Annotated in this window: 20 protein-coding genes and 1 riboswitch; of the genes, 8 read left to right on the top strand and 12 right to left on the bottom strand. The window is 74.1% G+C overall.

The window, feature by feature from the left end; all coding sequences use genetic code 11:
• Positions 1–34 precede the first annotated feature (34 nt).
• The 4 genes from AC1ROY_RS01730 to AC1ROY_RS01745 all read right to left on the bottom strand — a co-directional run bounded on the left by AC1ROY_RS01730 (position 35) and on the right by AC1ROY_RS01745 (position 3,264).
• Complete coding sequence (locus AC1ROY_RS01730; protein ID WP_493146570.1) at positions 35–709, bottom strand: RraA family protein; 675 nt, start codon at positions 707–709, stop codon at positions 35–37.
• A gap of 73 nt (positions 710–782) precedes the next feature.
• Complete coding sequence (locus tag AC1ROY_RS01735; RefSeq protein ID WP_493146572.1) at positions 783–2,195, bottom strand: sensor histidine kinase; 1,413 nt, start codon at positions 2,193–2,195, stop codon at positions 783–785.
• A 5-nt stretch (positions 2,196–2,200) separates the two neighbouring features.
• A complete protein-coding gene (locus tag AC1ROY_RS01740) occupies positions 2,201–2,896 on the bottom strand; it encodes a response regulator transcription factor (RefSeq protein ID WP_493146573.1) in 696 nt (231 codons plus the stop codon).
• The gene (locus tag AC1ROY_RS01745; protein WP_493146575.1) at positions 2,896–3,264 is read right to left on the bottom strand and encodes a PepSY domain-containing protein; all 369 of its coding nucleotides are present in this window, start codon (positions 3,262–3,264) and stop codon (positions 2,896–2,898) included. Before AC1ROY_RS01745 ends, AC1ROY_RS01740 begins: the two co-directional genes overlap by 1 nt.
• Before the next feature lie 118 nt (positions 3,265–3,382).
• Here AC1ROY_RS01745 and AC1ROY_RS01750 point away from each other — a divergent pair, with 118 nt between their 5' ends.
• On the top strand, positions 3,383–3,574 hold the full coding sequence (locus tag AC1ROY_RS01750) for a hypothetical protein (protein ID WP_493146576.1): 192 nt from the start codon (positions 3,383–3,385) through the stop codon (positions 3,572–3,574).
• Here AC1ROY_RS01750 and AC1ROY_RS01755 read toward each other — a convergent pair.
• On the bottom strand, positions 3,561–4,421 hold the full coding sequence (locus AC1ROY_RS01755; protein ID WP_493146577.1) for a diacylglycerol/lipid kinase family protein: 861 nt from the start codon (positions 4,419–4,421) through the stop codon (positions 3,561–3,563). The two genes, AC1ROY_RS01750 and AC1ROY_RS01755, sit on opposite strands and share 14 nt — an antisense overlap.
• Positions 4,422–4,575: 154 nt before the next feature.
• Here AC1ROY_RS01755 and AC1ROY_RS01760 point away from each other — a divergent pair, with 154 nt between their 5' ends.
• The 3 genes from AC1ROY_RS01760 (at position 4,576) to AC1ROY_RS01770 (ending at position 8,651) form a co-directional block, all read left to right on the top strand.
• Positions 4,576–5,385: a UDP-2,3-diacylglucosamine diphosphatase gene (locus tag AC1ROY_RS01760; RefSeq protein WP_493146578.1), complete on the top strand. Its 810-nt coding sequence runs from the start codon at positions 4,576–4,578 to the stop codon at positions 5,383–5,385.
• Positions 5,385–6,383, top strand: coding sequence for a glycosyltransferase family 4 protein (locus tag AC1ROY_RS01765; RefSeq protein WP_493146580.1), 999 nt, complete (start codon positions 5,385–5,387; stop codon positions 6,381–6,383). Before AC1ROY_RS01760 ends, AC1ROY_RS01765 begins: the two co-directional genes overlap by 1 nt.
• A 153-nt stretch (positions 6,384–6,536) precedes the next feature.
• Complete coding sequence (locus AC1ROY_RS01770) at positions 6,537–8,651, top strand: tetratricopeptide repeat protein (protein WP_493146581.1); 2,115 nt, start codon at positions 6,537–6,539, stop codon at positions 8,649–8,651.
• Here AC1ROY_RS01770 and AC1ROY_RS01775 read toward each other — a convergent pair.
• From AC1ROY_RS01775 to AC1ROY_RS01785, 3 genes are read right to left on the bottom strand one after another with little or no spacing between them, the layout of a single operon-like run.
• Complete coding sequence (locus tag AC1ROY_RS01775; RefSeq protein ID WP_493146582.1) at positions 8,587–11,856, bottom strand: glycosyltransferase; 3,270 nt, start codon at positions 11,854–11,856, stop codon at positions 8,587–8,589. The genes AC1ROY_RS01770 and AC1ROY_RS01775 overlap by 65 nt on opposite strands.
• Positions 11,846–13,903, bottom strand: a complete 2,058-nt coding sequence (locus AC1ROY_RS01780; RefSeq protein ID WP_493146583.1) for a glycosyltransferase family 2 protein — start codon at positions 13,901–13,903, stop codon at positions 11,846–11,848. Before AC1ROY_RS01780 ends, AC1ROY_RS01775 begins: the two co-directional genes overlap by 11 nt.
• Positions 13,900–14,898 carry a glycosyltransferase family protein gene (locus AC1ROY_RS01785; RefSeq protein ID WP_493146584.1) on the bottom strand — a complete coding sequence of 333 codons (999 nt, stop codon included), beginning with the start codon at positions 14,896–14,898 and terminating at the stop codon, positions 13,900–13,902. The genes AC1ROY_RS01780 and AC1ROY_RS01785 overlap by 4 nt, the downstream gene beginning before the upstream one ends.
• Before the next feature lie 168 nt (positions 14,899–15,066).
• Here AC1ROY_RS01785 and AC1ROY_RS01790 point away from each other — a divergent pair, with 168 nt between their 5' ends.
• The 4 genes from AC1ROY_RS01790 (at position 15,067) to AC1ROY_RS01805 (ending at position 21,042) form a co-directional block, all read left to right on the top strand.
• Complete coding sequence (locus AC1ROY_RS01790; protein WP_493146586.1) at positions 15,067–16,944, top strand: glycosyltransferase family 2 protein; 1,878 nt, start codon at positions 15,067–15,069, stop codon at positions 16,942–16,944.
• A complete protein-coding gene (locus AC1ROY_RS01795) occupies positions 16,941–18,008 on the top strand; it encodes a glycosyltransferase family 4 protein (RefSeq protein ID WP_493146587.1) in 1,068 nt (355 codons plus the stop codon). Before AC1ROY_RS01790 ends, AC1ROY_RS01795 begins: the two co-directional genes overlap by 4 nt.
• Positions 18,009–18,073: 65 nt before the next feature.
• A riboswitch (SAM-I-IV-variant riboswitch) is annotated at positions 18,074–18,181 on the top strand.
• Between the two features lie 60 nt (positions 18,182–18,241).
• Entirely contained in the window at positions 18,242–19,162 is a 921-nt protein-coding gene (locus AC1ROY_RS01800; RefSeq protein ID WP_493146588.1) for a homoserine O-succinyltransferase, read from the top strand.
• 59 nt (positions 19,163–19,221) lie between these two features.
• Entirely contained in the window at positions 19,222–21,042 is a 1,821-nt protein-coding gene (locus AC1ROY_RS01805; protein WP_493146589.1) for a chloride channel protein, read from the top strand.
• An 18-nt stretch (positions 21,043–21,060) separates the two neighbouring features.
• Here the strand turns inward: AC1ROY_RS01805 and AC1ROY_RS01810 are convergent, their stop codons facing one another.
• The 4 genes from AC1ROY_RS01810 to AC1ROY_RS01825 all read right to left on the bottom strand — a co-directional run bounded on the left by AC1ROY_RS01810 (position 21,061) and on the right by AC1ROY_RS01825 (position 23,140).
• Complete coding sequence (locus AC1ROY_RS01810; protein WP_493146590.1) at positions 21,061–21,636, bottom strand: hypothetical protein; 576 nt, start codon at positions 21,634–21,636, stop codon at positions 21,061–21,063.
• Positions 21,637–21,699: 63 nt separating this feature from the next.
• Entirely contained in the window at positions 21,700–22,149 is a 450-nt protein-coding gene (locus tag AC1ROY_RS01815) for a periplasmic heavy metal sensor (RefSeq protein WP_493146591.1), read from the bottom strand.
• The gene (locus AC1ROY_RS01820) at positions 22,146–22,571 is read right to left on the bottom strand and encodes a hypothetical protein (RefSeq protein WP_493146592.1); all 426 of its coding nucleotides are present in this window, start codon (positions 22,569–22,571) and stop codon (positions 22,146–22,148) included. The genes AC1ROY_RS01815 and AC1ROY_RS01820 overlap by 4 nt, the downstream gene beginning before the upstream one ends.
• A 2-nt stretch (positions 22,572–22,573) precedes the next feature.
• Positions 22,574–23,140 carry a sigma-70 family RNA polymerase sigma factor gene (locus tag AC1ROY_RS01825; protein WP_493146594.1) on the bottom strand — a complete coding sequence of 189 codons (567 nt, stop codon included), beginning with the start codon at positions 23,138–23,140 and terminating at the stop codon, positions 22,574–22,576.
• Positions 23,141–23,405 lie beyond the last annotated feature (265 nt).

Genomic DNA, 23,405 nt, shown 5'->3' on the forward strand with positions numbered 1-23,405 from the left:
ACCTTCGGCGCCTTCGCGCCTTCGGTCATCGCGCTCAAGCCCCCTCGCAGCCCTTCTCCTTCAGGCTCGCCAGCACCCAGTCGCGCGGCCAGGTGCCGGCCTGGATGTCCTTCTCGGCCTGGATCTCCTTGGCCTGGTGCTTCTCCGCATCGGCGATCACCTGCGCGGCGTCGGCCAGCGGCACCACCACCACGCCGTCCTCGTCGCAGCAGATGAGGTCGCCCGGCATCACCACCTGCCCGCCGCAGGAGACCGCGTAGCCGATCTCGCCCGGACCGTCCTTGAAGGGCCCCGCCGGCGTGTGGCCGCGCGCCCAGACGCCGAGGTCCATCTTCGCGAGCTGCGGAATGTCGCGCACCGCGCCGTCCACGATCACGCCGCCGATCTTACGCTTCGTCGCATGGCCGAGCATCAGGTCGCCCATCAGCCCCACCGTGAGGTCGCCATTGCCGTCGGCGACGATGATGTCGCCGGGCAGGGCCATGTCCACCGCGCGGTGCAGCATCAGGTTGTCGCCCGAGCGCGCCTTCACCGGGAAGGCCGGGCCGCAGAGCCGCTTCTTCCCGCCGAAGGAATGAAAGGTGCCGGAGAGCGCCTGCAGCCGGTTCATCACGTCGCCGATATTCGCGACAGGCAGCTTTTGCGCGCGGGCGACGAGGGACGGGTCCACCCGCTCGGTGACGGGGCGGATGCGGAAGCCGACAGTCATTCAGGAATCCTCCAGGAGTTGGCAGCATGCCACCATGCGGCGCCCGAATCGGGAAGACCGCGCCGCGCGGAAATCAGCCCTCCCGCCGCTCCGGCGCCTGCCCTCCCGACCGCGCCGGCAGCTCCAGCCGCGCCGCCAGCCCACCCAGCGCGCTGACGCCGAGCGACAACCGCCCGCCCACCAGCTCCGCCAGGTCCGCGACGATGGAGAGGCCGAGGCCCGAGCCCTGCACCGTCTCGTCGAGCTTGGTGCCGCGGTCGATCGCCGCCTCGCGCTGCTCGGCATCCATGCCGGCGCCGTCGTCCTCCACGGAGATCGCCAGGATCCGGCGCGCCTCGCCGCCGGCCTGCGGCTCGCGCGCGGCCGAGACCGTGATCCGCACGCGCGAGCGCGCCCATTTGCAGGCATTCTCCACGAGGTTGCCGATCATCTCCGCGAGGTCCTGCCGGTCCACCCGCGCGGTCGCCCCGGCATCGCCCGCCGCCTGCAGGTCGAGATGCGCCGCGGCCGGCAGGCGCGACATGGCCGAGGCGATCTCCTCCGCCACCGCCAGCGCGGGCGTGTCCACCGCCGCCGCGCCCGCGAGCGCGCCGATCCGCGCCCGCGCAAGATGATGGTCCACGAGGCGCTCCATCGCGCCGGCCTCCTGCAGCGCGCCCTCCACGTCCGGCCGGTCCTGCTGCAGCGAGACGCGCAGCACGGCGATCGGCGTCTTCAGCGCATGGGCGAGATTGCCGACATGGGTGCGCGCGCGGTCGATGGTGGCGCGGTTCTGCGCCACCAGCTCGTCGATCTCCACGACCAGCGGCGCCACCTCGGAGGGAGCCTGCAGCGGCTGCAGCGTCTCGCGCGAGCCGTCGCGCACCGCGGCCAGCGCCCGCCGCACCCGCCGCAGCGGCATCAGCGCCCAGAGCACCTGGCCCGTGGCCCCGGCCACCAGGCCGAGGCCGAGGACGGTGAAGACCGTGGTGAGGATGCGGCTGGTGGCCGCGATGTCGCTCCGCACCTCCGCGGTCGAGGAGGCGACCTGCACCAGCATGGGGCTCGTCCCGGCCAGGGAGGAGCGCGTCTCCTCGCTCGGCGTTACCAAGCGCGCCAGCACCCGCATCGGCTCCTCGCGCGGGCCGGTCGCGGAATAGGCCTGGACCCCGCCCGGCGCGACGGCGGGCGGCGGCGCCAGCCGCGCGTCCCAGAGCGAGGGCGAGGTGACGAGGCGCCCGTCGCCGGCCGTCACCTGCCAGTAGACGCCGGAGAGCGGCCGCTGGAACTCCGGGTCCGACAGGGTGCGCGAGGCGACGCGCGGCCGGCCGTCGGCCGTGACGGAAAGGGCCGCGACCAGCGCGTCGAGCTGGGCGGCGAGGCGGCTGTCGAAGGCCGCCTCGACCTGCCGCGTCAGCACGGCGGAGGCGAGCCACCAGGCCAGCGAGAGCCCGCCGCCCACCCAGATGGCCGAGATGAGCGCGAGCCGCAGCGTGAGCGAGCGCATGGCGTTCAGGCCGGCACGCCGCCGGCCTTCCCCGCGGGCAGGGCGATGCGGTAGCCGAGGCCACGCTCCGTCTCGATGAGCCCGGCGCCGAGCTTGCGGCGGATGCGGCCGATCACGACCTCGATGGTGTTGGAATCCCGGTCGAAATCCTGGTCGTAGAGGTGCTCGGTCAGCTCCGTCCGGGAGACGGGCCGCGCCCCGCACTGCGCCATATAGGCCAGCAGCCGGTACTCCAGCCCCGTGAGCCGCACCGGCGCGCCGTCGAGGCTCACGGTCGCGGCCACGGTGTCGAGCGTCACCTCGCCGCCCGGGCCGAGGCTGATCTCGGGCCGGGCGACGCCGTTGGCGCGGCGGATCAGCGCGTTGAGGCGCGCCACCAGCTCGCCGACCGCGAAGGGCTTGGCCATGTAGTCGTCGGCGCCGGCGTTGAGCCCCTCGACCTTCTCGGTCCAGGCGCCGCGCGCGGTCAGCACGAGTACCGGCATGGAACGGCCCGCGGCGCGCCAGCGGCGCAGCACGCTCAGCCCGTCCAGCCGGGGCAGGCCGAGGTCCAGCACGACCACGTCGTAGGGCTCGGTCTCGCCGAGGAAGAGGGCTTCCTCGCCGTCGGCGGCGTGGTCCACGGCGAAGCGCGCCTCGACCAGCGCGGCGCGGAGCTTCGCGGCCAGGGCGTCGTTGTCCTCCACCAGCAGCACGCGCATCAGTTCGGCCTCTCCTGCACGCGCCCCTCGGTGCGGCGGAGCGTGCCGTCCGCGGCGAAGAGCTCGACCTTGAACATCCGGCCGTCCGGCGGCAGGAGGCGGAACTCGTAGACCCAGCGGCCGTCCTCGCGATCGAGCTCCACCTTGACGATCCGGCCGACATAGCGCCGCTCCACCCGCGCCATCAGCTCGGCGAGGCCCATGATCTCGCCGGACTCGCGGGCGAGGCGCGCGGCCCTGCGCCGGCTGTCATCGTCGTCGTCATCATCATCGTCGTCGTCGTCGCCTGCCGACGCCGGCCCGCCGGTCAGCACGAGCCCGAGCGCAGCAAGGAGGAGGCCATTCTCGATCAGGTCACGCCGCTTCATACCCATGGCCCTTAGAGCTTTCCGGCTAAACCGGGGATGAACGGGAAGGTCACCGCCGGTTCATCGCGCCCGGCGCAAGAACACCCCACGCCGAGGACCGGCGGATAGGAGATTTGGGATGTTCGGTGCGATCGATGAGGGAACGGCCGCCCTGGCACTGCTGATGCTGGCGCTCGGCGTCGGTCCGGCAATGCTGGCGCTGGCGTCGCGCCGGGCGCGGGCGCCGCGCTTCCAGGCGCCGAGGCCGGCGCATGGCTTCTTCTTCGGCGCGGCCACGGCGGCCCGCTGCGCGGGACTCAGGGCATCCTGATCCGCAGCGCCCCCGGCGCGTCCTCGATCCGCAGCGGCAGCGCCGGCCCGCAATCCCCGTCGCATTGCGTCAGCACGCCCGCGCCCTCGATCTCCACCGTCGCGCAGCGGCGCAGCGCGATGAAGGGCAGCCGGTGCAGCGCGTTCAGCGGCAGCGCAGCGCCGGCGAGCAGCGCGCGCCCGCGCCCGCCCCGCGACTGCACCAGGAGCGAGAAGCCCGGCTCCAGCGGCGAGGCGCAGGGCGCCACCAGGTGCCGCCCCGCATAGAGCCGCCCCTTGGTGACGACGAGGCTCGACGCCTCCTCCCATTCCCCGCCATCGGCGGAGAAGCGCAGCGGCGGAAAGCCGTGCCGCGCCAGCTCGCGCAGCGTCTGCCAGACATAGGCGCCCTTGCCGAGCACGCGCTTCAGCCCGGGCGGCAGGGCGTGTACCACGGCCGCGTCGAGCCCCGCCCCCAGCATCTGCACGAAGAGCCGCTCGCCCGCGGCATTGCGAGCGATCCCCGGCCGGATCGCCGCCTCGCGGCCCGCGGCGACGACCTGGGCGGCCGCCTCCGGTCCGAGCGGCAGGCCCAGCTCCAGCGCCAGCACGTTCGCCGTGCCGAAGGGCAGGATGCCGAGCGCGGCCCCCGTCCCCACAAGCCCGGCCGCAACCTCGGCGATGGTGCCGTCGCCGCCGGCCGCCACCACGCAGTCATGGCCGGCCTGCGCCGCCTCGGCCGCGAGGCGCCGCGCATCGCCCGGTCCGGCGGTCTCCGCCAGCGCAACGCCCCCGCCCAGCACGCGCATCGCGCGTGCGAGTCGGCGCCGGCGGCGCGATCCCGCCGCCGGATTGAAGATCACAAGCATGAAGCGCGTCGCTTACCACTCGGACCATGACGATTCGGCGAATCTTCCGGGTCGGCAACGAGACATGCGGCCCGCGCGGGGGTCATGGAAGATTCACGTGCAAACCCAGGTAAGCACACGCATTTCCAAAGTTATTCACAGACGGAGCTGGGTGATGGCGCCACGTGACCTTGTCGGAGCGGAAGACGGAACGATGCGGGTGCGCAGCATCTTCATCTCCGACATCCACCTCGGCACGCGCGGCTCGCGCTCGGATATGCTGCTCGACTTCCTGGCACGGGTGGAGTGCGAGCATCTTTACCTCGTGGGAGACGTGATCGACGGCTGGCGGCTCCGCAAGTCCTGGTACTGGCACGACGAGTTCGACCAGGTGATGCGCATGGTACTCGGCCTCGCGCAGAACGGCACCAAGGTCACCTACATCCCCGGCAACCACGACGAGATGTTCCGCGAATGGCTCGGCCTCGAGATCGCCGGCGTGAAGCTGATGCGCGAGGCGGTGCATGACGGCGCCGACGGTCGCCGCTTCCTGGTCATCCACGGCGACGAGTTCGACGGCGTCATCCGCTATGCCAAGTTCCTGGCCTACCTGGGCGACTGGGCCTACGACACGGCGCTCGTCCTCAACAGGTGGTTCAACCTCGCCCGGAGAAAGTTCGGCTATCCCTACTGGTCGCTCTCGCAATGGCTGAAGCGCCAAGTGAAGGAGGCCGTGAAGGCGATCGACCGCTTCGAGGTCGCCCTGGCCGGCGAGGCGCGCCGCCGCGGCCTGGACGGCGTGATCTGCGGCCATATCCACCATGCCGAGATGCGCGTCGTGAGCGGCGTCATGTACATGAACGACGGCGACTGGGTGGAGAGCTGCACGGCCCTCGTCGAGCACGACGACGGCCGCTTCGAACTGCTGGACTGGGCCGCCATGCAGCGCGCGCCCCAGCGCATGCGCGAGGTCCTCCCCGCCTGATGCATCTCACCATCGTCTCGGATGCCTGGCGCCCCCAGGTCAATGGCGTGGTGCGCACGCTGGAGCGCGTCGCCGGGGAGCTGATGGCGCTGGGCGACGCCGTGGACGTCATCGGCCCCGACCGGTTCCGCAACTTCGCCATGCCGGGCTATTCCGACATCCGCCTCGCCTTCCGGCCGCGCGCGCCGCTGCGCGAGATGCTGGACGCGGCCCAGCCCGACGCGCTCCACATCGCGACCGAGGGGCCGCTCGGCCTCGCCACGCGCGCCATCTGCGCCGAGCGCGGCTGGCGCTTCACCACGAGCTTCCACACCCGCTTCGCCGAATACATCACGGCGCGCACCGGCATCCCGCCGCGCTTCGCCTGGGCCCTGCTGCGCCGCTTCCACAATGCCGGCGCCGGCACCTTCGCCGCGACGCAGACCCTGCAGGACGAGCTGGCGCGGCGCGGCTTCCGCCACGTGCTGCCCTGGACCCGCGGCGTGGACCTGGCCCTCTTCCAGGAGGGCGCGCGCGACGCCTGGAACGGGCTGCCGGGCCCGATCTTCCTCTATGCCGGCCGCGTGGCCGTCGAGAAGAACATCGCCGCCTTCCTGGAGCTGGACCTGCCGGGCACCAAGGTCGTCGTGGGCGATGGGCCGCAGCGCGCGGCGCTCCAGTCGCGCTATCCGGCCGCCCATTTCGCGGGCTGGCGGCACGGCGAGGAGCTGGCCGCGGCCTATCGCGGCGCCGACGTGATGGTCTTCCCCTCGCGCACCGACACCTTCGGCCTCGTGCTGCTGGAGGCCATGGCCTGCGGCACGCCCGTCGCGGCCTATCCGGTGATGGGCCCCCGCGATGTGGTGGGCCCCGGCGGCGTGCTGGACGAGAACCTGCAGAGGGCCTGCCTCGCCGCGCTGGAGGTGCCGCGGCCCCAGGCCCGCGCCCAGGCGGAGCACTTCTCCTGGCCCGCCTGCGCGGCCAGCTTCCGCGACCAGCTCGTCACGATCCGGGGCTGACCGCCGAACTTGCTGCACCGCAGCTTTATGCCTTCCTTCGCATGAACCGGGATGGCAGGATCGCCGCGCCAGACCCGGCGCGGCTCGCCGTGCCCGGGTGTGTGGACTAATCTCGAACGCAGCGCGGAATCCCTTCCGCGAGGGGGACCCGAATTGCGCGGCCGGATCGACGGTGTCTTCGAAGGCGTGCTGCGGGGCTGGGCCTGGGATCCGACCCGGCCCAGCCATCGCCTGACGCTGAGCCTCATGGTCGATGGCGAGCTCGTCGCCCCCCTCACCGCCGCGCTGCCGCGCGCCGACCTGGAGCAGGCCGGCATGGGCGACGGCCGCCACGGGCTGGAATTCGCCCTGCCGCTGCGCTTACAGGACGGCGCGACGCACGAGATCGCGCTCGAGACCTGGTGGTACGATAACCTCGTCCGGCTCGACGTGGCCACGCCGCGCATCCCGCGCCGGCTGCACATGCTGCGCGGTAGGCTGGAGGGGATCGCCCACGGGCGGCTGCGCGGCTGGGCCTGGGACCAGGCGCGGCCCGCGGCGGCCGTCGCGCTCGAGCTCTGGCACGGCGGCCAGGTGCTGGCGCGCCTCCCGGCGGACCGCTACCGCGCGGAGCTGGCGCATGGCGGGATCGGCGGCGGCGCGCATGGCTTCGAGCTCCCCCTCGCCGGCCTTGCGCCCGAGGGGGCGGAGCTGGAGCTGCGCTGCGCCCCGGAATTCGGCGACTGGTCGCTCGGGCGCGTCGTGATGCCCGAGGCGGCGGCGCCCACCGGCCCGCTGCCGGCGCGCCACTTTCGCGACGAGGCCCGGCAGGCGGAGGCCCGGCAGGATCCGGCGGCGGCCGCGCGCATCCTGGAGCACGGGCTGCGGCTGCATCCGGAGGATTTCGACCTGCTGGTGCTCCGCGCGCGCGTGCAGCTCGCGCTCCAGCAATGGGAGGCGGCCGAGGCCGCCGCCCGTCAGGCCCTGGCGCTGCGGCCCGACCATCCCGGGCCGACCGTCCTGCTGGCGCGCCTGGCCGGCACGCTGGAGCGCCATGCGGAGGCCGCCGGGCATTGGAGCCGGATCGGCGCCCAGGACAGCGCCTGGCGCGAGCGGCTGGCGCGCCGGCCGCAGCACCTCGCCGCGCTCGGCCGCGCGGCCGAGGCCCTGGCGGAGCTGGCGCTCGCGGCGCAACACCGGCCGGAGGATCCCGCCCTCGCCAAGGGCCTCGCCGAAGCGGCCGCGGCGCTGGGCGCCGAAGCGGCCGCGCGCGCCCATCTGCGGCGCGTGGTCGAGCTGGCGCCGGGCGATCAGGCGGCGGCCGTGCGGCTCGCCTCGCTCGATCGCCGGCTGGCCGACGCCGGGGCGGAGGCGCTGCCCTCGCCGCTCGTGAACCCTTCGCTGCGGACATGGCTGGGGCCGGTCATGGGCGTCGTGGAGGGCGAGGCCCTGGTCGCGACAGGGCTGGTCCTGCGCGGGGCCGCGCTGCGCTTCGCGGCGACGGCGCCGCGCGAGCGCCGGCCGGGCGAGCTGCCGGGCTACGGGCTGCGGCTGGAGGTGGAAGCCGGCGGGGCGGAGGCGGAATTCGCGCTGGAGCCCGCGCCCCCGGGGACCCGACCGGGCCTGCGCATGGGGCTCGAGCTGGAAGGCGAGGGGGAGATGGCGGTGACGCTGCTGCTGCGCCGCGACGGCGAGCCGGACCGACTGCTGCTGGAGTCCCGCGCCGGTCGGCGGCCCCGGCTGCTGCGCTTCGACCTTCCGCCGGTCCGGGAAGGCGCGCTGGTGCTGTGGGTGGAAGGGCCGGGCGCGCTGGTGGTGCGTCCGCCGCGGCCGCTCTCCCGGCTCGACGCGGTCAGGGCGACGGCGCGGGGCTTCGAGGCGCCGGAGCTGGCCGGGCGGCTGGTCCCGCCGCCGCGCCGCGCGACGCGCTCGGAGCGCCTGGCCGAGATCGGGCTGCCCTTCACGACCATCGAGATCGCGGTGCCGCCGGAAGCGACGGCGGAAACGCTGCGCGCCGTGCTCGACGCCACGGCGCCCTTCGAATGCGTGCTGGCGGAGGGAGCGGCGGAGGTCGCCGATCCGCGCATCCGCATCCTGCCGGAGGGCGCAGCGCCCGCGGAGGGCTGGGTCGCGCAGGTGAAGGCCCCGCCCGAGGGCGGGCCGGGATGGCTCTCGACGCTGCATCGCGAGGCCGCGGCGGCAGGCACGGCGAGCGCGCCGGGGATCACGCTGGAGTGGCGGGCGCCTCGACCGTCCAGCCTGGAGCCAGGTCGACCGCTCCCGCCCTGACCTCCGGATGGATCGCGCAGCGGCGGTCGCGCAGGCGCGGCAGCACGCGCGTGAGGACCGGGCTGGACAGGCTGTCGCAGAGGATGGCGACCCCCGCCACCTCGCCGGCGAGCGCCGCCGCGAGACGGGATTCCGTCACGGGACGATAGATCACCGCCGCCTCCACACTGTTCGCGCAGCCTTCGGCGCGCGGGGCATCGCGCAGGTCCAGCCGGAGCCAGATGGGGGCCGGCGCGGGCGTCGCGAAGGCGAGGCGGCGGTCGCGCAGCTCGCGATAGAGGCGGTCGTAATCGGCGGCCATGGCGGCGGCGTCGCGCGCGGCGCCCTCGCCCTGCTGCCAGGCGCGAACCTCCAGGCGCCTGCGGCTGAGGCCGGCAGGATCGCGCGCGAGGACGGCCAGGCGCTCCAGCACCGCCTCGGGCGCGGAGTCCGGCGGCATCAGCCAGCCGCCGCCATGGGTACGGATTCGCTCGCCGACGGCGCCGAGATCGAGGGCAAGCACCGGCAGGCCGGCAGCCCATAGCTCGGTCAGCGTGTGCGAATGCGTCTCCGGCCAGCGCGAGAGGACGGCGCCGATGTCGGGCGCGACGGCACGTGCACGTTCGGCGAAGGCGTCACGGGGATAGGGGCCGTGGATGGCAAGGCCGGACGTGGAGGTCACGCCCTCCGCCGTGCCGAGGATGTGGAACTCCACGCTGCTGCCCCGATCCAGCGCGGCCATGGCGCGGATCAGGCCGAGACCCTTGGCGATGTCGAGATGGCCGGGCAGCAGCACGCGGAGCGGCCGGCTGGCAAGGCTGGCCGTGCGTGCGGCGGACATTTCGGGAAAATCGCGGCCGTGCGGGATCACGCGGAAATCGGCCCGCGCAAGGGCCGGGAAGGCCTCCACATGGCGCGCGCGCGCCTGCGGCGAGGTGGTGACCAGCGCATCGGCCGCGGCCAGCGCCGCACCGGTCTGCTCGCGCCAGCGCCGGGCCCAGGCGCCACGCAGGCGCGGGACCTCGGCCTCCGGCCAGAGCTCGGCGCGGCATTCGCCGGGCGCGTCGGTGCAGCAGCCGGGACAGGGTTCGCCCTCCGCGTCCAGCAGCTTGAGGCTGGCGCAGAGCGCGTAGAAGTCGTGCAGCGAGACCACGACGGGAATACCGAGCGCGCGGGCCACGAGCGGCAGGCCAAGCCCGTGCCAAGCGAAATGCCTGACATGCACGAGCTCGATCGCGTGGCGGACCAGCAGCCCGGCCAGCGCGCGGTCGTATTCCGCGCTGGCGTGCTCGGCGAGGCGGATGGGGCGGTTGAGCGCGAGCTGCTCCACCTCGTGCAGCGCGCCGGATTCGAGGCGCTTCAGCGTGAGCACGGTGCCGTCGCTGCCGAGCAGGAAGGGCTCGTAGCGATCCGCGAGCGCACGCATGAGGTCGAGATTGGTGAGTGGCGTGCCGCCCGCCTCCAGCCCGAGCACGAAGAGGATGCGGGGACGAGGCGCCGGACGCGCGAAGGCGCCCGCCATGCGCCAGCGCGCGGCGGCCATCTGCGGTTCGGCGAGGAAGGCGTGGACCAGGGCGGGATATTCGGGGAAGCGCGCATCCACCGCGTCGCGTCCGGCCTGCATCAGCGTGGCGCGCTCCGCGCCGAAGCTGGCCGCCTGGCGGTGGCGGACGAGGGTCCGGTCGTCCACCACATGGCGCAGCCCGGCGCGCAGCGCGCGCATCGACCACTCGTTCTCCTCGCCGTAGCCGCGCGGGAAGGATTCCTCGTCGAAGAGGCCCACCCGGTCGATCGCGTCGCGACGGAGGTACAGGCAGAAGCCGTGGCCCGTCGGCGCCTCGGGCGGCGTGGCGAGCGAGGACTGCGCGCAGAGGCGCGATAGATCCGTCGTGGGCATGCCCACCGGCACCGGCGGCGCGGAGAAGGCGCCGGCGTGGTCGGAGAAGGGCGTGGCCGAGGCCGTCTCCGGCGTCGAATGGGCTGCCGCCATGAGGGTCTCGATCCAGCGCGCCGGCACCTCGGTGTCGGAGTTGAGCAGGATCACGTCGTCGCGCCCGGCGGCTGCGATGCCGCGGTTGCAGGTGGCGGTGAAGCCCAGATTCTCGGGGTTATGCAGGATCTCGATGCCGTCGCGGCCGCGCCATCCGTCGAGCACATCCGCGACGGCCGGATCGGTGCTGGCGTCGTCGATGAGGATCAGCCGCCCGGGAGCGGCCGTGTACGCGATCACGCTGGCGAGGCAGCGCGCAAGGTCGGCCGCGGCGTTGTGGATCGGGATCACGACGGAGACACGCGGGCGGCCACGCGAGAGGGCGGAAAAAGCCCCCGCGCCGAAGCCGGGCGCCAGCGGCAGGTGCCGCAGCGTGACGGGCGAGCCCGGCAGCATCAGCGCCTCGCCCGCGATGCGCGCGGAGACCGTGAGCGTCGTGCGCCCCGTCGGCGAATGCGGCAGCGGCAGCGCGAAGCGGCCGCCATCGGCACGGATCTGCGGAAACTCGCGCCCGTCCAGAGCGAGCATCACCACCGGCGGACGCTCGGGCTCCAGCTCCGCGCGGCCTCGCAGCGCGCCGCCCTCCCACGGATCGAGCGCGCCGCGGACCAGTGACCGCAGCGCCTCCTCGCGCGCCGTGATCTCGTGGCCACCGGCGACGAGCGACCAGCGCCGGACCACGCCGTCGCCGAAGGGGCGGATGCCGTCGAGCAGCGGGCCCAGAACGGCGGCGGGCAGGAAGAAGCCCAGCCGCTCGCCCCGAAATCGCGCGCCGAGCAGCAGGTCGGTACGCACCGCGTTCAGCGGGATGTCGCAGGCTTTCTGCCCGTCCGCATGCAGCGCCAGATCGGGCGTGCCGAGCCATTGCGCGGGGTCGTGCACCCAGCCGGACAGCTGCGCCTGCGAGAACCACTCGATCGCGCCCTGCGGCACGAAGGGTGCCCAGCGCGCGGGCTCGGCCGTGACGAGCGGCACGTTGTCGGCGGACAGCGTGACGGCAAAATCCGGTGTCGGGCCGGACCACGGAATGTCGTCGCGGAATGCACGAAAACTCTCCGCATCGGGCAGGTCGCCGCGGGCGAAAAAGTGCTCGATGCGGTGCGTGGTCCCGCCCAGCTCCAGCGTCACCACGGGCCAATCGCGGCCGGGCGGCACCGCGACCCAGCCGCCGATGCTCAGGAAGCCGGTTCCGTGCTGGAGCGCATCCAGCGCGGCGATGTCAGCCTCAACCGCCATGCCAGCGGCGATTGTAGGTCCAGGCGTTGAGCAGCGTCAGGTTCCAGCGGCCCTGCGCGGCGGCCACGCTGCCCTGCGACTGGCGCTCCAGATGGGTGACCTCGGCCGTGTCCACCACCACGCAGCGCAGCCCGTCGCGCGCCAGCTTCCGGCAGAGGTCGGCATCCTCGAAATCGCCGATCACATAGTCAGGATCGAAGCCGCCATGGCGCTGCGCGACCTCGCGCCGCAGCGCCAGGCAGGCGCCGGTCAGCGCGGGCACGTCGCGCGGCGCCGCCGAGGCCGGCGGCGGGCGCAGGCCCTTGCCGGGATGCTCGGGAAAGACCCAGTTCGCGCGGTCGGCGGCGGGCTCGGGGACCATGCCACCGTGCTGGAGGCTGCCATCCGGATAGAGCAGCCGCGCGCCCGCCGCGCCGACCGTGGGGTCCTCCAGCGCGGCGGCGAGCGCATCCAGCCAGCCCGGCGATTCCGGGAAGGCGTCGGCGTTGAGAAAGACGACGGCGCGCCCCCGCGCACGCTCCAGCCCGAGGTTGCTCGCCGGGCCGAAGCCGCGCGATTCGGCGGGCAGGAGGAGGCGCAGCGGCAGGCCGAAGCGGCGCGACAGCGACTCCGCCAGTGCCACCGCCGCCTCGCGCCGCGGTGGATCGTCCAGGACCAGGATCACCTCGTCGGCCGTGAGGCCCGAGAGCAGCGCCGCCTGCGCGGTCAGCAGGTCGAGCCGTCCGTGCAGCGGGATGACGAGGCTGGCGCGCGGTGATTCGGGTGGCGTGCCGAAGACGCGTTCCTCCACCGCCATCGGCTGTGCCAGCCGCGCGCGATGCAGCGCCACCAGCGGCGCGCCGAGGACCGCGTCGAAGGCGTGGTCCAGCTTCTCCGGCGGGGTCGCGCCAATCCCCTCCAGCAGCGCACGCAGCGCCGGCACGCCGGAGGAGGCGGCGGGCAGCGGCAGAGTCCCGGTCTCGCCGGGCTGCAGCGTCACCTCGATCCAGGCCTCGCCGAGCGGCCCCGTGATCGCCGCGCGCGCGGTGAAGGCGCGGCCCTCGCCCTCGGGCGGCGCGGTGTCGAGCCAGGCGAGGTCGAAGCGCTCCTCGCCGCGGCGCAGGCGGATGGCGGTGACGGCCTTGTTCGGGTCGAAGAAGCGGCCCTGCAGCAGCGTGCCGGCCTCCGTCGGCACCACGCGCGCCACGCTCATCCGGACCGGGCTGGAGAGCCAGGCGACGGTGTCGCGGCCGGTGAAGGCGCGCTGCAGCAGGCGCTCGAATTCGGGCTTTGCAGGGCCGCGCGCGACGGCGAGATGGCGGCGCAGCCGCGCCAGCAGCTCCTCCGGCAGCGGACGCGGCGCGAGGCGCTGTCCGGCCGGCGGTGCAAGGCGCAGCGGCGGCAGGCCGGTCGGCAGCAGCTCCACGCCGCTCGCCTCGGCGTCCGACTCCGGCAGCGCGGCGAGCAGGCCGAGCTGGCCCTCGCCCGCGTCGAAGCCCAACAGGGGCACCGCGACCGCGCCGGAATCGCCCAGGCGCAGCGGCACGGGCGTGGTGGTCAGCGCAGCCTCCAGCGTCGCGTCGGCGAGGCGCAGGATCAGCAGGCGGTGGCCCGTCCCCGGCAACGGGCCGGCGGCGTCGATCGCGCCGTCGCCCTCCAGCGCGGCGGGGGCGGCAGTGGCTGGCGGCGCGACGGCAGGCGCCGCCCCCTCGCCGACCCCGATGTCCGGCCCGCGCCGCAGCACCAGCGAGTCCGGCACGGGCCGCCCCGGCCGGAAGGCGGCCGCCTCGCTGCCGGGCGGGGTGACGAGGATGCCGCCGGGCGTAAAGGCCACGGCGACGGTCGGCGCCAGCGCATCGGCATGGGAGATGGGCAGCCGCAGCTCCTCGCCCCATTGTCCCGCGAGAAAGTCGTTGGCGATGAGGTGGGGCTCGCCGTTCACGCCGCGGATCACGAGGTGCAGGCGGATGTCCTCGCCCTGGTGGTAGTTGGCGCTCTGCGACTGCGCCACCGCGCGCGCCGCGAAGGCCAGGCTCTGCGCGAAGGGCGGGCGGAGGAAGGCGCTCATGCCGGCAGTCCGCGATAGAAGGCCAGCAGGTCTTCGGCGATCTGCGCCTCGCCCGGCGGCGGGACGAGCATGGCCTGCAGGGCGGCCAGCTCCGCCGGCGCTTCCAGCAGGGCGAAGAGCCCTTCCGCCAGCCCGGCCGCGCTGTCGTAGTCCAGCACCGGCCGCCCCAGTGCCCGGGCCGCCGCGGCGATCCCCTGCGGATCGTCGCCGCGCGGCACCAGCACGAGATGCGCCGCGGCCATGAGGTCGGGCCGCGCCTCTTCGCCGTCATGGACCTCCAGCCGCAGCCTTCGCCCCTCCGGAGGCGGCAGCGCGGCCAGCAGCTCGGCCGCCGCCGCGAGCAGCCCGGCCTCGTCCGGGCCCGAAAAGGCGGCGGCGACGAGGAAATGCCGCGAGGGCGGCGGATCGCGCGGCTCTGCCGCCGGCGCCAGTTCCGCCTGCACGGCGAGCCGCGCCGGATCGAGGCCGAAATCCACGCAGGCCCGCCGCAGCGCCTCCGAGGGCAGCAGCACCGTCGCGCCGCGCAGGGCGTGGCGGAGCAGCGCGGCGCGCAGGAAGCGCGGAACCGGCTCCCCCTCCGGAGCGCCCGTGATCCCCACCCGCCGCGCGAGCCCGGGGCCCAGGGTCACCACGATCCGCGCCGCCGGGCACGCGCGCCGGATCAGCGACGGCAGCTCCACGCCGAAGGGCGCGAGGTCGTGGAGATGCACCACCTGCGGCGCCAGCCGGCCGAGCAGATCGGCGAGCCGGTCGAGCAGGTTCAGGTCATGCTGGGTGAAGTCCCCGGCGTCGAAGCCCGCCCCGGCTTCCGCCAGGAACTCGGCCGGGCCGAAGGGCTGGAAGATCCGCACGCCCGGCGGCGGCGGCCGATCGCCCGCGCCGGCCAGGAACCAGGCCTCCGTCACGGCTTCCATCAGCCGGAAGCGCCGGAAGGCAGCCCGCGAGGCGGTCAGGTCCGCCAAGCCGCCGAGGCCCGGATGGCCGGCGGCGACCACCAGGATCCGGGGCCGGGAAAGCGCGTCGAGGTCCAGCGAAGGGGCCTTTCGATCGGCGGAACAAGGCTCTACCTCTATCCCCCGTTCCGCCGCCGCTCAAGCTTGGCTTTCCTCGACCCCTGGCCCGATGCTATGCGGATACAGGCCGTGGAAGGTATTAGCGACCGCATGGATGGCAGCACCGAGACGGGACAGGAGGTCGGCGACGGCGCCTTGCGCTTCCACCCCGATCCGCCGTCACTGCGCGGCTGGGCCCGTTCCACCCCCCTCCACCCCGATTCCCACTCCGGCGAAGCGCCCGAGATCGGCCTCGACATCGAGGGCCTCGGCACGCGCGTGCTGACGGCGCGCGGGGACGGCGCCGGCGGCTTCGTCATCGACTGGCCGCTGCCGGCCGCCCTGCGCGACGGCATCGCGCGCGAGGCCCGCGCCTTCCACCTCGTCACCGGCCGGGAGCTCTCCGGCTCGCCGCTGCGCCTCGAGGCCGCGCCAGGGGACGGCGCCGGCGACGACGCATCGGAGGACGCGCCCGCCGCGCCGCCGGAAGCCGCCGCCGGCCTGCTGACCCTCTGGCCCGCCGGCCTGGCCAGCGTGATCCCGGCGGCGATGGCGGAGCTGGCCGAGGGGCTGCACGGCGGCGCCCTGCCCCCCGCCGTCACCCAGCGCTTCGAGATGCTGCCGGGCCCCGGCGTGCGGCTGGTGCTCGACGCGCCCTCGCCGCGCGTCTCGCTGTTCTTCCGCATGGACGAGGTGCCGCCGGGCCCGCTGCTCGTCACCGCCTGGCTGCCCGAGGCGACCGAGCCGCACATGCATGCCGTGCTGGAGGTCTCCCTGCAGACGCGGGAGGGCGGCAGCTTCCGCCGGCTGCGCATGCTGCGCCGGGCGCGCGCCTTCCGCCGCCCGGTGCAGATCCCCGTCGAGTTCTACCCCGCGGCGGAGGAGGCCGGCGCCTGGCTCGCCGTCGAGGCCGTGGCCGCCAAGGGCCTCGCCGCGCTGGTGCCCCGCCCCGCGCCGGAGGCTCCCACGTCGCAGCGCTTCGAGGACGGGCGGCTGGAAGGAACCCTCGCGCGCGCCGGGGCCTTCGCCCGCGTCCATGGCGCCGCTCCGGAGCCGGCGCCGCTGCGCGCGTCTCCCCGCACGGCCGGCGGCGCGCATCCCTTCACCCAGGTGATCGTGCCCGTCCACAATGGCGGCGCCGAGGTGCGCGCCTGCCTGCGCGCGCTCTGCGCCGCCGCCACGGGGCCCATGCAGGTCGTCGTGGTGGACGACGGAAGCGGCGGCCTCACCGCCGGCATGCTGCGCGAGGAGGTGGCGCGCGACCCGCGGCTGGTCCTGCACCGGCGCGAGGTGAACCGCGGCTACACCAAGTCCATCAACGAGGGCGTGACGCTCACCGGGGCCGACTGGGTGGTGGTGCTGAACTCGGACACGGTGGTGCCGAAGGGCTGGCTGGACCGGCTGCACGCGGCGGCGCGGGCGCGGCCCGGCGCCGGCATGGTCGGCCCCCTCTCCAACGCCGCGAGCTGGCAGAGCCTGCCCGCGGTGAAGCGGCCGGACGGCAGCTGGTCCACCAACGACGCCATCCGGCCGGAGCACCTGGACCGGGTGCAGGCCCTGCTCGACGGCGCCACCGAGCGCGCCTATCCCGACTTTCCGCTGCTCAACGGCTTCTGCACGCTGATCTCCCGCGAGGTCTTCGATCGCGTGGGCCTCTACGACGAGGAGGCCTTCCCCATGGGCTACGGCGAGGAGACCGACCTCTGCCTGCGCGCGCGCGCCGCGGGCTTCCGGCTGGTCGTCGCGGACGACTGCTTCGTCTTCCACCACAAGAGCGTGTCCTTCGGCGTCGCGCGCACCGGCCTGACACGCGCCGGCGGACTCGAGATGACCAACAAGCACCCCGGAATCGTGATCCCCGCGCTGGAGCGGATGATGCAGGAGAGCGCCGTGCTCGGCCGGCTGCGCGGCCGCCTCGCCGGCATCGCGGAGCTCCTGGCCCAGGGAGAGCCGGCCAAGGGGGAGCCAGCCAAGGGGGAGCCAGCATGACGCGCCTCTCCTTCGTCCTGCCGGTGCGCGGCGGCGCCGGCGGCGCGCATTCCGTCGTGCAGGAGGTGGCGGCGATGCGCGACCTCGGCGTCGAGGCGCGCATCCTGGTGAACGCCGCCAATGCCGCGGGCTTCCGGGAGAATTACGGGCGCTTCGACTGGGTGCTGGACGGTGGCGTCGCGGTCTTCGAGGGGCCGCAGGAGCTGGGGCGGCTCATCGCCGGCGACGACGTGGTGGTCGCGACCACCAACACCTCGGCGCACAGCATCGCCGAGGCCGCGAAGACCGTCCGCGGGCCCGCCTTCCGCACCGGCTACTACGTGCAGGACTACGAGCCGCTCTTCTATGCCGAGGGCAGCATGGAGCACAGCATGGCCATCGCCAGCTTCTCCCTCCTGCGCAACTGCTCCTACTTCGCCAAGTCGCGCTGGATCGCGGAGATGGTGCAGGCCTCGCACGGCCATGCCTCCGAGATGGTGGTGCCGAGCATCGACCACGGTCTCTATCGCCCGTCCCGCCGCGCGGAAGCCACGGCGCTGCGCGTCGTCGCCATGGTGCGGCCGAGCACGCCGCGCCGCGCGCCGCAGCGCACGCTGCGCCTGCTCGGCCGCCTCGCCGCCGGCGAGTTCGGGCCGGTGGAGGCGACCGGCTTCGGCGCCTCGGCCGAGGACCTGACCGCGCTCGGGCTGGAGTGCCCGGAGGGCGTGACCCTGATCGGCCGGCTGAGCCAGGCCGGCGTCGCGGAGCTGCTGCGCGAGGCCGATGCCTTCCTCGACCTCTCGGACTACCAGGCCTTCGGCCGCACCTCGGCCGAGGCCATGGCCTGCGGCTGCCTGGCGCTGGCGCCCCGGCTCGGCGGCTCGGCCGACTTCATCGAGGACGGGGTGAACGGCTTCCTCGCCGACACCACCGACGAGGCGGCGGTGGACGCCGCGCTGCGGCGGCTGCTCTCGCTCTCCGAGGGCGAGCGGCGGAGCATGCGCCTCGCCGCGCTGGACGCGGTGGCGGGCTTCACCCCCGTCCGCGCCGCCATCTCCGAGCTGCGGGCGCTGGGCCTGGGTTAGCCTTCACGCGTGATTCGGGACCTTCGGCGGGGTGTTGCCAATCGGCGAAGCGCCGATTAGGCATTGCGGCACATCAGGAGTTGGGCCGGCGCCCAACGCCAACCTGCCTCCCCGGGCAAGGTGGCGCTCCCGCAAGGGAGGATGTGGCCGAACCGGCAACCAAACGGGTTCCAGCCACGGCGTCCGTTCCGCTCCGAACCACGGAGGATGGACATGCCCGAGGTTTTCCGCCGATGCCGATAAGGATTCCCGACGACCTGCCCGCCCGCGCCACGCTGGAGGCCGAGGGCGTCATGGTGATGCGCGAGGCCGACGCCATGCGCCAGGACATCCGCCCCATGCGCATCGGGCTGCTCAACCTGATGCCCGACAAGGTCCGCACCGAGACGCAGTTCGCGCGGCTGCTGGGCGCCACGCCGCTGCAGGTCGAGCTGACGCTGGTGAAGATGACCAACCACGTCGCGCGCAACACGCCGGGCGAGCACATCCTCTCCTTCTATCGCGACTGGGAGGACATCCGCGCCGAGCGCTTCGACGGCTTCATCGTCACCGGCGCGCCGGTGGAGACGCTGCCCTTCGAGCAGGTGACCTACTGGGACGAGCTGCGCCGCGTCTTCGACTGGACGCAGACCCATGTGCACCACAGCTTCCATGTCTGCTGGGGTGCGCAGGCCGCGGTGCACCACTTCCACGGCATGCCGAAATACCCGCTGGCGGAAAAGGCCTTCGGCGTGCACCGGCACCAGAACCTCGCGCCGGCCTCGCCCTTCCTGCGTGGCTTCTCGGACGACTTCGGCATCCCGGTCTCCCGCTGGACCGAAGTGCGGCGGGAGGACATCCCGGCGGAAGGCGGGCTGCGCGTGCTGATGGAATCCGAGGAGGCGGGCCTCTGCCTGCTGGAGGATCCGGCGCGCCGCGCGCTCTTCATGTTCAACCACATCGAGTATGATTCGAACTCGCTGAGCGAGGAGTACTTTCGGGACGTCGCCGCCGGAAAGCCCATCGCGCCGCCGCGGAACTACTTCCCGGACGACGATCCCCGGCGGCCACCGCTGAACCACTGGCGCAGCCACGCGCACCTGCTCTTCGGCAACTGGATCAATCAGCTCTACCAGACGACGCCCTTCGACCTCGGGGAGATCGGGCGCCGCTGAGGGCATTGCAGCGATGCGCCGGCTGCCGCTGATTCGCCGGATTACGGGTTCTAGGATGCGTGCATCTTCTGGTCAGCCTGCCCGTGACTCCTCCTGCCGCCGTCCCGGCCGATCCCAATCCCCTCTCCGAGGCGTCCGCCGCGCCGGTCGGCCGGATGAGCGCGTTCCGCGCCTGGGTCCGCGGCGGGGAGCTGGGGCTCGTCTTCCTCGCGGTGATCGCCGGCATCGCCGCCGGCCTGCTCGCCACCGCGATGAGCGGCGCGGCGCAGGGCCTGCACCTGCTGCTCTTCGGCGAGGGCGTGGCGCATGGGGTGAGCCTCGCGCGCGGGGTGTCCCCGCTCCAGCTCCTGCTGGTCCCGGCGCTGGGCGGCGTCGTGCTGGGCGTCGTGAACATCGGGATCGCGCGCTGGCGGCCGCGCCAGCCGGTGGATCCCATCGAGGCCAATGCGCTGTTCGGCGGGCGGATGTCGCTCTGGGACGGCGTCGTCGTGGCCGTGCAGAACATCATCTCCAACGGCTTCGGCGCCTCGGTGGGGCTGGAGGCGGGCTACACTCAGGTCGGCGGCGGCGTCGCCTCGCGGCTGGGGCGGCGGCTCGGCCTGCGGCGCGGCGATTTGCGCGTGCTGGTGGGCTGCGGCGCGGCGGGCGCCATCGCGGCGGCCTTCGACGCGCCGCTGACCGGCGCCTTCTATGCCTTCGAGCTGGTGATCGGCACCTATGCCATCGCCTCGCTGGCGCCCGTGGTGGCCTCCGCGGTCGCGGCGATCCTGACGACGCGGCTGCTGAGCGGGCAGACCTACCTGGTGCAGCCCGGCGGCGTGCCCTCGCCGGCCTGGGACGGCTACCTGCTGGCGCTGGCGCTCGGCGTGCTCTGCGCGCTGGCGGCGGTGGCGCTGATGCGCGGCGTGAGCATGATCGAGAACGCCTTCAAGACCGGCGTGCCCTGGGCGCCCCTGCGGCCGGCCGTCGGCGGGCTCGGCGTGGGCGTGCTGGCGCTGCTGTCTCCCGGCGCGCTCTCGGCGGGGCATGGGGCGCTCCACTACGCCTTCAGCACGGAAGGGCCGCTGAAGGCCGCTCTGCTGCTGCTCGTGGTGAAGGCGGCGGCCTCGGCGCTCTCGCTGGGCGCGGGCTTCCGCGGCGGCCTCTTCTTCGCCTCGCTGCTGATGGGCGCGCTGCTGGGCAAGATCTTCGCCGCGCTGCCGCCCGAGATCGGGCTGCATCCGGTGGACCCGCTCTTCCTCGCCGTCGTGGGGATGAGCGCCTTCGGCACGGCGGTGATCGGCGCGCCGCTGGCCATGACCTTCCTCGCGCTGGAGAGCACCGGCAACTTCGCGGTGGCCGGCGCGGTGCTGACGGCGGTGGCGGTCTCCGGCCTCGTGACGCGGCGGACCTTCGGCTACTCCTTCGCCACCTGGCGCTTCCACCTGCGCGGCGAGACCATCCGCTCCGCGCATGACGTAGGCTGGCTGCGCGACCTGACCGTCGGCAAGCTCATGCGGCGCGACGTGCGGACGGTGCGGTTCGACACCAAGCTCTCCTCCTTCCGGCGCGACTTTCCGCTGGGCTCGACCGAGCGCGTGATCGCGCTGGACGAGGCCGGCCGCTACGCCGGCGTGGTGCTGGTCGTCGAGGCGCATGCGCCGGAGACGACCGCCGAGACCATCGCCCCGCTGCTGAAGCTGAAGGACGTGGCGCTGCTGCCGGCGATGAACGCGAAGGAGGCCATGGCGGTCTTCGACAGCGTGGAGGTCGAGGCGCTGGCCGTGCTGGACGGCGCGGAGAGCCGCAAGGTCATCGGCTCGCTGACGGCGAGCCACGTGCTGCGCCGCTACGGCGAGGAGATCGACAAGCGGCGGCAGGAGGAAGTGGGGCTGGCCTGAGGACAGGGCCCCTCCCAACTACCCCAGCGCCACGGCCGATCCCGTGAACGGCAGCACCATCGTGTACCCCTTCGGCATCGGCGAGATGGGCGCGGCCGCGGAGGTTCCGAACTGGGTGACGCCCCGGCCGATGTGCTCCGCGAGATCGTGCCGGCCGCCGCCGAAGTCGAAGGCCACGCTGGAGAGCAGCCGCGCCGAGAAGACGTTGGTGCCGATCAGGCTCCTGCCGGCGCCGGTCTCGACGGTCGTGCCCGCCACCAGGCTGGTGCGGCGGAAGGTGGCGATGCGCTCGCCCAGCGCGAAGGAGGCCGGGTCGTCGAAGGTCCCGGCCGGCCGGCGCTGCAGGTGGATCGAGAACTCGCCGACCGGATCGAGCCCCAGCTTCAGCGCGCCGTTCCCGATCTCCGGCGCCTGGAAGGGCGTGGCGGCGAAGGTGAAATGCGCGGCCGTCTCGCCCGGCGGGCCGGCGAAGAGCGGCACGCCGGGGAAGGGCAGGTGCAGGAAGTAGCCGTAGTCGGCCAGCTCGCCCTTGCCGGTCTCGTAGAAGCGGCCGGTGGCGTACCAGGCGAGCTCGGCGGGCAGCAGCGTGGCCATGGGGCGGTCCCTCCTTTGGGACATACTATGCCTTGGAAGCCTTCCCAGGACACTCCGCCCGCGTCAGCGCATCAGCCGGAATCCCGCCAGCACCTGGCGCCCGGTCAGCGAGAGCCGCGGCGCCGCCTCGAGCACGAGCATGCCGACGGTCTCGGCCAGCCGGCCGCGGCGCGACTGGACGGCCATGAGGGCGTTCCGCAGCCGCTCGGGATCGACGGGATCGCGGGCCAGCTCGGCGCGGACCTCCTCCGTGGCCTGGCGCAGCGCGAGGAAATGCGTGCGCAAGGCGGGCCGTCCGGCGGCGAAGGCCTGGCGCAGGGTCTCGGCATCGGCCGGCGGCAGGGCGGCGAGGAGGCGGCGGAGCGGGCGGTCCGAATCCTCCACCCCCAGCATCGGGTCGGCGAAGGAAACTCCGCTGCCGCCCCAGTGGCGCGCGGCGAGGTAGCCTCCGCCGAAGAGGTTCAGCGCCAACGACACGGCCAGCACCAGGCGGAGCCGCGACAGGTTCGTCATGGGGCGAGTTCCTCGAAGAGCGATGGGTCGGTCAGCAGCAGGTCGATGGCCGGGGCGCCGCGGGCGACCGGCGGCTGGTGGCCCACCAGCCAGCCGGCGACCATCATGGCGGCAAGGCCGGCGCCCAGCGGCCGGGCCAGGATCCAGCGCCAATCCTGCCAGAAGGCGGACCAGCGGCCGGGGCGGTCGCGCTCGGCGCGCAGGCGGCGCAGCGCGGCCTCGACCACGGCGGCGCTGCGCGCCGGGTCCTCCACGCGCGGCGCGACGAGCAGCGCGTCCAGGGCGGCGGCCCGCTCCCAGGCGGCACGGGCCATCGGGTCCGCGTCGCGATGGGCCAGGGCCGCCTCGCGCAATCCCGGCGGCCAGCGGTCCGGGTCGGCGCCGCAGGTGTCGAGCAGGTCGGAAAAATCGGCGGGGCGCATGGTCAGGGGTCCATCATCTCGCGGAGGGCCTGGCGGCCGCGGCGCAGCAGCGACCAGAAGGCGCGCAGCTCCAGCCGCATCGCGACGGCGGCCTGCGCGCCGTCCATCTCCTGCTGGTAGAAGAGGGCGAGGGCGGCGCGCTGGCGGTCGGGCAGGCGGGCCAGGCTCGCGTCGAGCCGGGCGAGCTCGGCCTGTCGCGCCGTGGCGTCGAAGGGGGACGGGGCGTCATCGGGCGCCTCCAGCACGGCCTCCAGCGGCAGGGTGCCGCGGCGGCGGCGCAGGCGGTCCAGGCAGAGCCGGTAGGCGATGGCGTGCAGCCAGGTGCCGAGGGCGCCGCGCTCCGGCTCCCAGCGGGCGGCCTCGCGCCAGAGGCGCAGCAGCACCTCCTGGGTGACCTCCTCGGCCTCGGCGGCGCCGCCGAGGAGACGGTCGGCGAAGCGGAGGAGGCGCGGCGCGTGGCGATCGGCGAGCCAGCGGAAGGCGCGCTCGTCGCCGCCCACGACGCGGCGCATGAGCGCCGCATCGGAAGCCGGCGCCTCCTGTTCCATCCACTCAGCCGCCACGTCCATCACGCCCAGCCCGGCCCGTCACGGGAGCTGATACGGCCCCGGCCGGGAAAGTCGTCGCGAAAATCGCGGGGATCATGGGGCGAGCATCGCCCGCGACGACTGGCGGCCGCCGGCACGTATCAGGGCCATGCCGAAGCTGTCCCGATCCTGCTTCCTGATCCTGCTGCTGTCCCGCTGCGTGCGGAGCGGCGCGGAATGCACGGCGCCGGATGCGGATGGCCGTCAGCCCAGCCTCGGCGGCCGGAGGCCCTTCCGGCCACCGGCC

Source organism: Roseococcus sp. GW821-FHT12F05 (assembly GCF_058806835.1).